This window comes from Kitasatospora sp. NPDC101801 (assembly GCF_044766665.1).
GTDB lineage: Bacteria > Actinomycetota > Actinomycetes > Streptomycetales > Streptomycetaceae > Kitasatospora.
This window is the reverse complement of sequence record NZ_JBIWML010000001.1, coordinates 249,850-262,648: the sequence shown is the minus strand read 5'-3', so window position 1 is coordinate 262,648 and position 12,799 is coordinate 249,850. Positions and strand designations below refer to the sequence as shown.

Genomic DNA, 12,799 nt, shown 5'->3' with positions numbered 1-12,799 from the left:
GAGCCGGCCGGGTTCAGCAGGCGCCGTTGTCGGCCCAGACGCCCCACTGGCCGCTCAGCGACGGGTCCTCGTTCAGGGTCCACCACTTGTTGGTCCAGTAGTGGCCCTTCCAGGAGACCTTGGTGCCCGAGGTGGCGTAGGTGGTGGTCGCGCTCCAGCTCGGCGCGGCCGAGCAGGTGCCGCCGGACGGGCTCGGGCTGGTGCTGTTGCTCGGGGAGGGGCTGGGAGTGGTGGTGGGCGGGGTCGCCCCGGCGAACTTCACCGTGTACTTGGTGAAGTCCCAGTCGTTCTGCACCACGCTGGAGCAGGCGCCGGACAGGCCCGGGTCCACGGTGCCCGCGCACTGGCGGTCGCGGTTGACGGACCAGTAGGTGTAGCGGGCCAGCTTGTGCGCGGTCGCGAAGTCCAGCACGGTCTGGAAGTCGGCCTGCCGGAAGTACTCGGCGGCGTCGGTGCGGCCGTTCATCAGCGAGACGCCCTCGTGGGCGTACGCGGTGGCCTCGTTCCAGCCGAAGGTGCTCTGCAGGATGCCGTTGAACTTCACCAGTGCGTCGGTCTGCGCCGCCGCGCCGTTGAAGCCGCCGTCGAACGGCATGATCGAGTAGTTGTCGGGGGTGAAACCCTGGGACTTCGCCTCCATCAGCATCTGGGTGCCGAACCAGCCGGTCCCGGCGTTGGTGCCCGCCGTGGTGATGGAGACGTAGATGCCCGGGTTGTTCTGCTGCAGGATCCGGGCCGCGCCGATCTCGTTGTGGATCGCGGCGGTGTTCTCGTACTCCGGCTCCTCGAGGTCGAAGTCGATCGCCTTGAGGCCGTACTTGGTCACGACCTTCTGGTACGCGGCGGCGGTCGCCTCCGGGGTGCCGCAGGTCTGGCCGAGCTTGGTGCCGCCGTAGCCGCCGACCGACACCGAGACGTCGCCGCCCTTGGTGCGGATGGTCTGGATCACGGACGGCATGGTGGTGTCGGAGTCGATCGAGGACGTCCCGCCCCAGGCCGGGCTGCAACTGCTGCCCTGGGCCAGGATGAACGCCAGTTGGAACGCCTTCTGGCCGGTCGCGTCCATCACGGCGGCGGCGTTCGGCGGGCTGTTGTCCTCCGGCATCAGGTACGGCGCGGAGGCGTACCAGTTGGAGCCGATCCCGGCGGCGGCGTTCGCCGTACCGGTCGCGGTGACGGCGGCGATCCCGCCGGCCAGCAGACCGAAGACGGACAGCGCGACCGCGACGGCGCGACGCGGACGGCGGTGGAGCGCCGGGGCGCCGGCCGGTTCGGCGGCAGGGGTGTGTGGGGGAAGTGCGCGTTCCATCGGGAACCTCTCCAGGAGGCGGCGAGGACGGCGGCCCGGGCGCGCGGAACTGACGTGGGGGTGCGCGGCCGGGCCAACGGTCGGATACCAAGCCGAAGTTGACGTGACTGCCACTGGTATAGACCTGTGCCGGGCCGCCGTCAACCCTTGTCGCGCGATCACGGCCCCGAGCCCGCCCGGTCGACAAAGCGCAGGTCAATCGATGGTCAAGGAGTGGTTGTGCAGCCGGGATTGACGCACCGTCGGCCGCACCCTGACGGCGCCGGCCCGGGTGGGCGGGGCGTGGCTACGGCCGCCCGGTGCCGTCCGCGTTGAGGCGGCGGAGCAGGTCGAGCAGGGTGGCGCGGTCCGCCTCGGACAGTGGGCTGAAGCAGGAGGTGAGGACCTCGTCGGCGATCCGATGCCCGGCCTGGAGGACCGACTCGCCCGCCGGGGTGAGGTGGTGCTCGATGCGACGGCCGTGTCCCGGTCGGCGTTCGACCACCCCCTGGGTGGTCATCCGGCCGACCAGGGTCCCGAAGGACTGCTCGGTCTGGAACGTCTCGGCGGCCAACTCTCGTGCGGAGGAGCCGGGTGTGCGGCCGATGGCCCGCAGGGCGTCCCACTGGGCGAGCGTGGTGCCGGCGGCCGCGAGCGCGCTGTCGAGCGCCCGGTGCTGCCGGTACTGGGTTTGCTTCACGGCTCGGCCGAGTGCTTGCAGCTCACCATTCATCGCTCCAGTCTACGGTACGACCAAGCTAGCTTATATAAAGATATTTAGTTACTCTGAGGGCATGACTTCAGACCTCGCGGCGGAAGCCGTGCATCCCGACCTGTCCTTCACCCTGTCCGAGGCCGGCACCGGCCGGCCGGTCCTGATCCTGCACGGAGGCGGCGGTCCGGCCACCGTGGCCGGCCTCGCCGGGAGCATCGCCCGCACCGCGCACGCCCTTACCCCCGTGCATCCCGGCTGGGACGGCACGCGGCGCCCCGAATGGCTCACCTCCGTCGGCGACCTCGCCTCCGCCTACCTGGGCCTCCTCCGCGACCGGGGTCTGCGCGACGTCCTGGTCGTGGGCTCCTCGCTCGGCGGCTGGATCGCCGCCGAGATGGCGGCGCGCGACACCGGGGGAGTGGTCACCGCGCTCGTCCTGGTCGACGCCGTCGGCGTGCACGTCGAGGCGGAGCCGATCACCGACTTCGCCGCCCTCGGCGCACGCCAGGCGGCGGACCACTCCTGGCACGACCCCGACCGCCACTACGTCGACCCCGCCGGCCTCCCCGTCGAGGAACTCGCCCGCCGGAAGGCCAACATGGTCACCATGCACGCCCTGGCGGGCGACCCCTACATGCACGATCCCACGCTGCTGCGCCGACTCGGCCGGGTGCGGGTGCCGACCCTCCTGATCTGGGGCGAGAGCGACCGTATCGTCACCCCCGCGTACGGAGCGGCCTATGCCGCCGCCTTCGCCCACGGCACGTTCGAGGTCGTCCCGCAGGCGGGTCACCTCCCGCAGATCGAACGGCCGGAGGCCACCCTCGCCCTGATCGAGGCCCACCTGCGCCGGACGACCACCGCCTCGTACGGCGGGTGATGCGGGAGAGCCTGCTGCGGGGTGCCGAGGGCGGTCCGGCGCTTCTATCTCCAACCTGCGTTGTTCCTAGAATGGGTCGGGTGAGGGATATCGATGCGATCGCGGTGCTGCAGGATCCGGTGCGGCGACGCCTGTACGAGTACGTGGTGGCGCAGGGGCGTGAAGTCGGCCGGAACGAGGCCGCCGAGGCGGTCGGGGTGGCGCGCACGCTGGCCGCGCACCATCTGGACCGGCTGGCCGAGGCCGGACTACTGGAGAGCGGCAGTCGCCGGCTGTCGGGCCGCTCGGGGCCCGGGGCGGGCCGTCCGGCCAAGGTGTACACGCGCGCCCCCGGTGAACGCTCGGTCTCGCTGCCCGCCCGTGACTACCGGACCGTCGCCGAACTGCTCGCCGAGGCCGCCGAGCATGCCGGGCTGGACGCCGGTCTGTATGCGGCCGCGCGCCGCCGGGGCGAGGCGTTGCGCGGGGCGGCGGCTTCCTGTGGCGGTCTTGGGGAGGCCATGGAGCTGCTGGCTGAGCGCGGCTACGAGCCGCACCTGGAGGGTGCTCCAGGCACTGAGGGCGTCGGGGGTGCTGCCGGGTCGGTCGGGGGCGTGGTCCGCATGCGCAACTGCCCCTTCCACGCGGTCGCCGAGCGCTTTCCGCCCCTCGTCTGCGGCATGAATCTCGCGTTGCTGGAGGGGCTGATCGGGGTGGACGGTCCCGTCCGCACCCGGATGGACGCCCGGCCGGGGGAGTGCTGCGTGGTGATCGAGCCTTCTAAAGACAATGAGCATTGACATAGAAAAGCAGGCCGTGCTGGGATGGGGCATGACCACATCCGTGCCTGCCTTCCACCTGGCCCAGCTCAACGTCGCCACCCTCCGGCACCCCCTCGACGACCCACGCATCGCGCCGTTCGTCGAGATGCTCGACCCGGTCAACACCACCGCTGACGGTGCGTCCGGCTTCGTGTGGCGGCTCACGGAGGAGGGGGAGGGCGACGCCACCGGTCTGCGTCCGGCGGGCGAGGACGTCATCGTCAACCTGTCGGTGTGGGAGAACCAGGAAGCCCTGTGGGACTTCGCTTACCGCAGCGGGCACTTGGAGGCGATGCGGCGGCGGCGCGAATGGTTCCACCGGAACGTCGAGGCGCACCTGGTGCTCTGGTGGGTCCCCGCCGGTCACCTCCCCACCGTCGGCGAGGCCCTGGAGCGACTGGCCGAACTGCGGGAGCACGGTCCGTCCCCGCGCGCCTTCACCTTCGCCTCCTCCTACACCTCCGCCGAGGCGGCCCCGCAAGGTTTCACGTCGGGCCACCGCAGCGTGGGTCTCTGACCGGTGGTCAGGAGGCCCACCTGTCCGGTGCGGCGGGTTGGTGCGGGGGTGGGGTGCGTGATCAGCTGAATCCTCGGGCTGCCCGGGTTCGGGCACGGGTGGCGGAGGAGAGCGGCGATGGCGGGCTTCGGGTGGACGGTGCACGGGGACGGTCGGAGTCCGCGGCCGGGGGCGGTGGTGCGGCCGGACGAGCGGCTGTCGTGGGGGCGGACGGTCGGGCTCGGGGCGCAGCACGTGGTGGCGATGTTCGGGGCGACCTTCGTCGCGCCGGTGTTGATGGGGCTGGATCCGAACCTCGCGGTGATGGTGTCGGGTGTGGCGACCGTCTTCTTCCTGTTGGTGACGGGGGGTCGGATCCCGTCGTACCTGGGGAGCAGCCTGTCGTTCGTCGGGGTGGCGGCGGTGATCAGGACGCAGGGCGGGGACGCGGCGACGCTGACGGGCGCGCTGCTGGTGGTGGGGGCGGTGCTGGCGGCGTGCGGGGCGGTGGTGCAGGCGTTGGGGGCCCGGGTGATCCACGCGGTGCTGCCGCCGGTGGTGACGGGTGCGGTGGTGATGCTGATCGGGTTCAACCTGGCGCCGGTGGCGGCGGGGACGTACTGGCCGCAGGACCAGTGGACGGCGTTGCTGGTGATGTTCTTCACCGGGTTCGCGCTGGTGGTGCTGCGGGGGTTCTGGTCGCGGATCGCGATCTTCCTGGGGTTGCTCTTCGGGTACGGGATCTCCTGGGTGCTGGACCGGGTCTTCGGGCGGATCCATTCGGCGAACGGTGCGGGTCAGGTGACCGATCACTGGCGGCTGGACCTGTCGGGTGTCGGGCACGCGGACTGGATCGGTCTGCCGACGCTGCACGCGCCGAGCTTCTCGCTGTCGGCGGTGCTGGTGGCGCTGCCGGTGGTGGTGGCGTTGATCGCGGAGAACGCCGGGCACGTGAAGGCGGTGGGTGAGATGACGGGGGATCGGCTGGACGACCGGATGGGTGTGGCGATCATGGCGGACGGTGCGGCGACGGTGATGTCGACGGCGGTCGGTGGTCCGGCGACGACCACGTACGCGGAGAACATCGGGGTGATGGCGGCGACCCGGGTGTACTCGACGGCCGCGTACTGGTGTGCGGCGGGCTTCGCGATCCTGTTCGGGCTCTGCCCCAAGTTCGGGGCGGTGGTGGCGGCGATCCCCGGCGGGGTGCTGGGTGGGATCACGGTGGTGCTGTACGGGATGATCGGCCTGCTCGGCGCCCAGATCTGGGTCAACAACCGGGTCGACCTCGCCAACCCGCTGCACCTGGTGCCGGTGGCGGCCGGCGTCATCGTCGGCATCGGCAACGTCACCCTGAAGTTCACCGACACCTTCGAACTGAGCGGCATCGCCCTGGGCACCCTGATCGTCCTGACCGGCTACCACGCCCTGCGACTGGCCGCCCCGGCCCACATGAAGCGCCCTCAGGAGACCCCGCTCCTCGACGCGGGCACCACCGACTACGACGACCGGCCCACCACCGGACGCTGAACGCCGGTCGAACCCGCCTGCGGCGAACCGGCAGCCCCACCGTGAACCTTTCGACCACCAGTCAAACCCCGTGTCGCGTCGGCACCGTCGGAGAGATTCACGGCCGTGTTCCGGTAGCCCAGGACCGTGCTGCGGGTGGCGCCGCCGCCCGGTGTAGAGCGTGGTGCCGGAGATCGAGGGGCTCGTCTACCGGTACGGCCGCCGCTGCGTGCTGCAACGGTCGGTGCTGGAGGCCCTCTCCCTCGCCCGACCCGGCCAGGCAGGAGCCCGGCTCGCGAAGACGCTCGGCACCGCCGTGAGCGGGGACACCCTACTCAGGCTCCTGCGCGCACTTCCCCAGCCCGGCACCGAAGTTGCCCGTGGTCATCAACAATCCCCGCCGGCTGTCCCGGACGCCGCTCCGGACGTCCAGGCAGGCCGAAGCACCGTCCCGGACACCGGGAGTAGTGCGCGGGACGGAGCAGGTGGGTCAGGTCGCTGCTTCAGCCGGCGCGGCCGGGCCGCTGGGCGGGGCTCCGCCGGGTGCGGCCGGTGGGGCCCTGCCCCTGTCGTCACCTCGGGTGAGGGCGCAGGCACTTTGGGTGGCGACCACCGCTGATCCCCCCTAGCGTCGACAGGGCCGTACCTTCTCCTCTCCCGGCTGCCGTGCTCCGACCGGTACCGGCGGATTCCTAAGGCAGGTCACGTCTCATGCCCATCCGTCCCGTCCACGCCCTGGCGGCTGCCTCCGCCGTCCTGCTGGCCGGCCTGGGGGCGGCCCCACCGGCCCTGGCCGCGCGTCCGGTGCACGTGGTCCGTCCCGGCGAGTCGATCCAGCTGGCGGTCGACGCCGCCCGGCCCGGGGACGTCGTCCAGCTCCTGGCCGGCACCTATCGGGAGAGCGTCGAGATCGGCGTCCCGGACCTGACGCTCCGTGGGATCGGCCCCGCCACGGTGATCGCGCCGGCCACCGGGCCGGCCGAGTCCGGGGCCCCGTGCGCCACGGCCGGGCACGGAGTCTGCGTGACCGGCACGGCGGACCGGATCGTCTCCGGAGTCCGGATCGAGTCGCTGACGGTGGAGGGCTTCCGGAAGAACGGCCTCTCCGCCTCCCGGACCGACCGGCTGTCGGTGCACCGCCTCACGGTGCGGGACAACGGCCAGCAGGGCATCGGGCTGGAGCGCTCCACCCGGTCCGTGATCACCGACAACGAGGCCAGGGGCAACGGTCAGTCCGGGGTCTTCCTGGCCAACTCGGTCGACGAGGAGGGCGGTGCCCTCGACACCCGGGGCACCCTGGTCAGCGGCAACCGGCTGGCCGGCAACCGCACCGGCGTCGTGCTCCGCCGCACCAGGGAGCTGACGGTCGACCACAACAGCGTCACCGCCAACTGCGGCGGGGTGTTCGTGGTGGGCGACGAAGGCGTCCCCCGGGCCGGCTCGCTGACCGTCCGCCAGAACCACGTGTACGAGAACAACAAGTACTGCCCGCCCACCCCCCGGCTCGGGTACCTCCAGGGCACCGGGATCCTGCTCACCGGCGCGGAGGACACCCTGGTGACGGGCAACCGGGTGGAGGACAACAACGGTGCGTCGGAGATGTCCGGCGGCATCGTGCTCTTCCCCAGCGTCGTGGGAGTCCCCAATGCGCGGATCACCGTCCGGGACAACCTCGCCCTGCGCAACGGCCCCGCCGACCTCGCCGACCGCGACCACGGGGTCGGCCACACCTTCGCCGGGAACACCTGCCGGGTCTCCGAGCCGGCCGGCCGCTGCTGACCGCTCCCTCCCTTCCTCCCCCGAGAGGCCGTCATGACCACCGCACAGCACCAACCGCCCTCCCCGCAGTCCACCATGCGACTGCGCGAACTGGTCTTCGGCGCGGCCTGCGCCGCCGCCGTGCGCGCCGCCGCCTCGCTGCGGATCGCCGACGTCCTGGACGACCGGCCGATGACGGCCGAGGAGCTCGCCGCGGCCGTCCACGCCGAACCCAAGCCGCTGCGCCGTCTGCTCCGCGCGCTGTCCTGCTACGGGGTCTTCGCCGAGACGGACGACGACCGGTTCACCCACACCGACATGTCCCGGCAACTGCGCGAGGACGCCCCGAACAGCCTGCGGTACATCGCCCTCTGGTGCACCGAGCCGTGGACCTGGGACGCCTGGCCGCGCCTGGACGACGCGGTCCGTACCGGCCGGAACATCTTCCCCGACCTGTACGGCAAGGAGTTCTTCGAGTACCTGCACGACGACGCCGACGCCTCGGCCCAGGTGTTCAACAAGGCGATGACCCACTCCAGCCGGCAGTCCGCAGCGGATCTGGCTGCCTTCCTCGACCTCGACGGCGTGTCGACCGTGGTGGACATCGGCGGCGGCCAGGGACACGTGCTGGCCGGTCTGCTGGAGAAGCACCCGGCCCTCCACGGCGCGCTCCTCGACCTGCCCCAGGTGGTGGCCCACGCCGACCCCCGGCTCCGCGAGGGCGGTCCGCTGGCCGACCGGGCGCAGCTGCTGCCCGGCGACTGCCGGGTGGTGATCCCGGTCCGGGCCGACCTCTACATCATCAAGAACATCCTGGAGTGGGACGACGAGAGCACCCGCCGGACGCTGCGCAACGTAGTGGCGGCCGCCCGGCCCGGGGCCCGGGTGGTGGTGGTCGAGAACCTCGTCGACGACAGCCCGTCGATGCGGTTCACCACCGGGATGGACCTGATGCTGCTGCTCAACGTCGGTGGTGCGAAGCACTCCAGGGCGAGTCTGCTCACGCTGCTGGGCGAGGCCGGGCTGCTGGTCCGGGACGTCCGGCCGGTGAACCCGTACCTGCACGCGTTCGACTGCGTGCTGCCGGGCTGACGCTCCGGCAGACGGCAACGATCCGGCCTCGCCCATCAGGGCGGGGCCGGATCGTCGTGCCGGGAGCTCAGACCGCGTCGCCGACACCCGGGCGGCGGCGGAGCGCGCGGGCGCCGGCCCCGAGCCCGCCGGCCAGCAGGACCGCGCCCGCGGCCAGCCCGCCGCCGGAGAGCGCCGTACCGCCGCCGCCGGTGTGCACGCCGCCCTTCGGCTGCCTGTGCTCGGCCGGGGGCTGTTCCGGGGGCGTGGTCGACGGGGCCGTGGTGGTGCTGCTGCCGGGCTTGCCGGTCGCCTGCTTCTCCTCCCAGGTCTTCTGCCCTTCGGAGGTGGCGGCCTTCGCCTGCTTCTGTTCCCAGGTCAGCTCGGTGGCGCCGTCCTCGGCGTACGCGGCCGGGGCGGCCAGCAGGACGGTGGCGGCGAGCGCGGCGCCGGTGAGCAGGGTACGTGCGGAACGCATGGGGATGGTCCTTCCGGCACTCCGTGCGACCGCCGACACCGTGTCGGCGGGAGAGTCGCAGCAGCACCTCAATCACCGTCCGTCATCGTCGAGTTACCCGCCAGCGGGGTGCGGCATCAGGGGATCGGGGAGTTGACGGCAACTCACATGCCGGTGCCGGGTGACCCGTTCGGGTCACCCGGCACCGGCAAGAGGGGTCAGGCGCCGATCGTCGCCTGCGGGAGGCTCTCCTCGGTCATCGTGTCGACCAGCCCGGTGGTGTGCGTCCCCGCCCGGAACTCCGGGCGGGCCAGCACCCGGCGGAGGAAGCCGGTGGTGGTCCGCAGGCCGGTCCCGTCGATCCTGAACTCGCCCAGCGCACGGTCCATCCGGGCCAGCGCCTGCTCCCGGTCGGGCGCCCAGACGACGGCCTTGGCGAGCAGCGAGTCGTAGTCGGGGCCGACGTACCAGCCGGGATAGGCGTGGGTGTCGACCCGGACGAACTGGCCGCCGGGCGGGACGAATTCGGTGAGCAGCCCGGGTGTGGGAGCGAAGCCCCGGTCCGGGTCCTCGGCGTTCACCCGGCACTCGACGGCCACGCCCCTGGGCCTGACGTCCTGCTGACGTATCGCCAACGGCAACCCGGCCGCCACGGTGAGCTGTTCGCGGACGATGTCGATCCCGGTGACCATCTCGGTCACCGGATGCTCCACCTGCAGACGGCAGTTGATCTCCATCAGGTAGAACTCGTGGGACGGCGCCAGGACGAACTCGAAGGTGGCCGCCCCGACGTAGTCGACTGCCAGCGCGCCCCGGACCGCGGCGGCGCAGATCGCCTCCCGCAGCTCGGGCGGGAGATTCGGCCCCGGGGACTCCTCGATCAGCTTCTGGTGCCGGCGCTGGACCGAGCAGTCCCGCTCGCCGAGGTGGATCGCGGACCCGTACCGGTCGCAGATCACCTGCACCTCGACGTGCCGGGCGTCGTCCACGTAACGCTCCAGGTACAGCCGTTCGTCGCCGAACACCGCCCGGGCGTGCGCCCGGGTCTCCCCGTACGCGCGCAGCAGGTCGGCGGGGTCGCGGATCACGGCCATGCCCCGGCCGCCGCCGCCCGCCACGGCCTTGAGGATCACCGGGTACCCGACGCGCTGCGCGGTCTCCGCCGCCTCGGCCGGCCCGCTCAGTGCGCCCTCGCTGCCGGGCAGGACCGGCAGCCCGGCCCGTGCCATCAGGGTGCGGGCCACCGCCTTGTCGCCGAGTCGCTGCATCAGCTCCGGCGGCGGGCCGACGAAGGTGATGCCGTTGGCCTCGCAGATCTCCGCGAAGTCCGGGTCCTCCGAGAGGAATCCGTAGCCGGGGTGGATCGCCTCCGCCCCGGTCTGCAGGGCGGCCTCGATGATCGAGGGGATGTGCAGGTAGCTGTTCCTGGACGGTGCCGGGCCGATCTGCACGGCCTGGTCCGCGAACCGGACCACCGCCGAGTCCCGGTCGGCGGTGGAGTGCACGGCCACGGTGCGGATGCCGAGCTCCCGGCAGGTCCGGGCGACCCGTAGCGCGATCTCGCCCCGGTTGGCGATGAGGACGGTCGAGAACATCTCAGGCGTCCTCACCGGTCGGCACCGGCTCCAGGGCGATCAGCCGCTGCTGGAACTCGACCGCCGTGGCGTCCGGGGTCAGGATCTCGACCACCCGCCCCGCCACGTCGGCCTCGACGGTGCTCATCATCTTCATGACCTCCAGGATGCCGACCGGCTGGCCGACCGCGACCAGGTCGCCGACCGAGACCAGCGGCGGCGCGCCCGGCTCGCGCGCGTGGTAGAAGGTCCCGACCATCGGTGCGCACAGGTAGCCGAGCGCACCGTCGTCCTCGGCCACCGGCGGCGGGGGAGCCGCCCCGGCGGTGGCGGGGGCGGTCACCGGCTGGTCCGGCCACTCCATCTCGACCGTGGTGCCGCCGTGCTGCAGGCGGATCCTGCTGGGCGGCTTCGGGGAGGAGCGGGCCAGCTCCGCCACACTGCGGCAGACCGCGTCCAGGCCCGCCGGACCGTCCGTGGCGGGCGGGCCGAAGGCGAGGCTCCGGGTCGGTCCGGGCCGACTGCCGCCGTTCTCCTGCAAGGTGTTCTTGGTGGTCACTCCGCACCTCTTCCAGCCGGGGGCTTCGCCGCGAGGCCGAAGTCGTGGAACCGGCTCTTGCGTTTCTGGAGCAGTTGCTCGGGCTCCCACGGGATCAGCTCGCCGAGCGCGGCGGTGAGCGCGGCGCCCAGCATGGTGGCCGCGCCCGCGTGGTCCTGGTGCGCGCCCTCGGTGGGCTCGGGCACGATGCCGTCGACGATGCCGAGCCGGAGCAGGTCCCCGGCGTGCACCCGCAGGGCGGCGGCCGCGGCGGGCGCCGCCGTCCGGTCCTTCCAGAGGATGGCGGCACAGCCTTCGGGGCTGATCACCGAGTAGACGCCGTTGGCGCTGATCAGCACCCGGTCGGCGACGGCCAGGGCGAGCGCGCCGCCGCTGCCGCCCTCGCCGATCAGCACGGCGACGATCGGGACCGGGAGCCGGGCCATCAGCCGGAGGTTCTCGGCGATCGCGTTCGCCTGGCCGCCGCGTTCGGCGTCCGGGCCCGGGTTGGCACCGGGGGTGTCGATCAGGGTGACCAGCGGGAGGCCGAGCTTGGCGGCCATCCGCATCAGCCGGGCCGCCTTGCGGTATCCGGCGGGGGCCGCCATCCCGAATCTGCGGCGCTGCCGTTCGGCCAGGTCGGGGCCGCCCTTGTGATGGCCGATCAGCATCACCGGCAGTCCGGCCAGCCGGCCGGGGCCGCCGACGATGGCGGGGCAGTCCTCGGTGAGCCGGTCGCCGTGCAGCTCCTGGAAGTCGTCCAGCAGGTGCCCGACGTAGTCGAGGGTGGTCGGCCGGTCCGGGTGCCGGGCCAGCCGGACCGACTCCCAGGAGTCGCGTTCCAGCAGGTCGTCCAGCTGACTGCCGATCAGCTCCTCCGGCGGGGAGTCCGCGACGGGTGCCACCCGGTGCCGGGGCGAGCGCAGACCGAGCAGTCGGCCGAGGGTCGGGCGCAGCGCGGACCGCGGCACCACGTCGTCCACCATGCCGTGTTCGAGCAGGAACTCGGCGGTCTGGAAGCCCTCCGGCAGGCTCTCGCCGGTGGTCTGTTCGATCACCCGCGGTCCGGCGAAGCCCATCCGGGCCCCGGGCTCGGCGATGATCACGTCGGCCAGGGTGGCGAAGGAGGCCGCCACGCCCCCGTAGGTGGGGTCGGTGATCAGCGAGACCACCAGGACGCCCGCCTCGTCGAGTTCGGCCAGCGCCAGCGCGGTCTTGGCCATCTGCATCAGGGAGAGCACCCCCTCCTGCATCCGGGCCCCGCCCGAGGCCGTCACCAGCAGCAGCGGGACCCGCAGCCGCAGGCTGGTGTACGCGGCCTCGGTGATCAGCGCACCGACGCCGCAGCCGAGACTGCCGCCGAGGAAGCGGAAGTCCATCACGGCCGCCACCACCGGCTGGTCCTCGATCCGGCCGGTCGCGCAGACCACGGCCTCGTGCAGGCCGGTGCTGGTCCGGGCGTCGAGCAGCCGGTGCGGGTAGGGCCGGCTGTCGACGAACTCCAACGGGTCGTGCAGCGGCTCCACGTGGTCGATCGGCACCGCCGAGCCCGGGTCGAGCAGGTGCTCCAGTCGCTGATGGGCCGTCAGCATGGCGTGCCGGCCGCACTCCGGGCAGACCCGCAGGGCCCGCAGGAAGCGCTTGCCGTAGACCAGGGCGGCGCAGTCCTCGCACCGCACCCAGTCGGGCAGTTCGTCGGTCTCGACCATGTGG

General features: G+C 72.4%; 12 protein-coding genes. 6 read left to right on the top strand and 6 right to left on the bottom strand.

Translation table 11 applies throughout. The features are described from left to right. Positions 1–13: 13 nt before the first annotated feature. Together ACIRPK_RS01135 and ACIRPK_RS01130 are read right to left on the bottom strand one after the other, a co-directional pair. Positions 14–1,309, bottom strand: coding sequence for a chitinase (locus ACIRPK_RS01135; protein ID WP_403031151.1), 1,296 nt, complete (start codon positions 1,307–1,309; stop codon positions 14–16). Between the two features lie 286 nt (positions 1,310–1,595). Continuing rightward, entirely contained in the window at positions 1,596–2,021 is a 426-nt protein-coding gene (locus ACIRPK_RS01130) for a MarR family winged helix-turn-helix transcriptional regulator (protein ID WP_403031148.1), read from the bottom strand. Between the two features lie 61 nt (positions 2,022–2,082). Between ACIRPK_RS01130 and ACIRPK_RS01125 the strand changes: the two genes are divergently transcribed. From ACIRPK_RS01125 to ACIRPK_RS01100, 6 genes are all read left to right on the top strand, one after another. Then, positions 2,083–2,883 carry an alpha/beta fold hydrolase gene (locus ACIRPK_RS01125; protein WP_403031145.1) on the top strand — a complete coding sequence of 267 codons (801 nt, stop codon included), beginning with the start codon at positions 2,083–2,085 and terminating at the stop codon, positions 2,881–2,883. An 80-nt stretch (positions 2,884–2,963) separates the two neighbouring features. Beyond that, positions 2,964–3,662, top strand: coding sequence for a helix-turn-helix transcriptional regulator (locus ACIRPK_RS01120; RefSeq protein ID WP_403031142.1), 699 nt, complete (start codon positions 2,964–2,966; stop codon positions 3,660–3,662). A 31-nt stretch (positions 3,663–3,693) separates the two neighbouring features. Then, the gene (locus tag ACIRPK_RS01115) at positions 3,694–4,200 is read left to right on the top strand and encodes a DUF3291 domain-containing protein (RefSeq protein ID WP_403031139.1); all 507 of its coding nucleotides are present in this window, start codon (positions 3,694–3,696) and stop codon (positions 4,198–4,200) included. A 117-nt stretch (positions 4,201–4,317) separates the two neighbouring features. Beyond that, positions 4,318–5,709, top strand: a complete 1,392-nt coding sequence (locus tag ACIRPK_RS01110; protein WP_403031137.1) for a uracil-xanthine permease family protein — start codon at positions 4,318–4,320, stop codon at positions 5,707–5,709. Between the two features lie 690 nt (positions 5,710–6,399). Beyond that, a complete protein-coding gene (locus ACIRPK_RS01105) occupies positions 6,400–7,467 on the top strand; it encodes a nitrous oxide reductase family maturation protein NosD (protein ID WP_403031134.1) in 1,068 nt (355 codons plus the stop codon). Positions 7,468–7,500: 33 nt separating this feature from the next. Beyond that, a complete protein-coding gene (locus tag ACIRPK_RS01100) occupies positions 7,501–8,538 on the top strand; it encodes a methyltransferase (RefSeq protein ID WP_403031131.1) in 1,038 nt (345 codons plus the stop codon). Positions 8,539–8,605: 67 nt separating this feature from the next. On the opposite strand, the gene ACIRPK_RS01095 is transcribed toward ACIRPK_RS01100, so the two are convergent. The 4 genes from ACIRPK_RS01095 to accA form a co-directional block, all read right to left on the bottom strand. After that, positions 8,606–8,995, bottom strand: coding sequence for a hypothetical protein (locus ACIRPK_RS01095; protein ID WP_403031129.1), 390 nt, complete (start codon positions 8,993–8,995; stop codon positions 8,606–8,608). 197 nt (positions 8,996–9,192) lie between these two features. Next, positions 9,193–10,569, bottom strand: a complete 1,377-nt coding sequence (locus tag ACIRPK_RS01090; protein WP_403031126.1) for an acetyl/propionyl/methylcrotonyl-CoA carboxylase subunit alpha — start codon at positions 10,567–10,569, stop codon at positions 9,193–9,195. Between the two features lies 1 nt (position 10,570). Continuing rightward, positions 10,571–11,107: an acetyl-CoA carboxylase biotin carboxyl carrier protein gene (locus tag ACIRPK_RS01085; protein ID WP_403031124.1), complete on the bottom strand. Its 537-nt coding sequence runs from the start codon at positions 11,105–11,107 to the stop codon at positions 10,571–10,573. Further along, positions 11,104–12,795 carry an acetyl-CoA carboxylase carboxyl transferase subunit alpha gene (gene accA / locus ACIRPK_RS01080; RefSeq protein WP_403031121.1) on the bottom strand — a complete coding sequence of 564 codons (1,692 nt, stop codon included), beginning with the start codon at positions 12,793–12,795 and terminating at the stop codon, positions 11,104–11,106. The genes ACIRPK_RS01085 and accA overlap by 4 nt, the downstream gene beginning before the upstream one ends. Positions 12,796–12,799 lie beyond the last annotated feature (4 nt).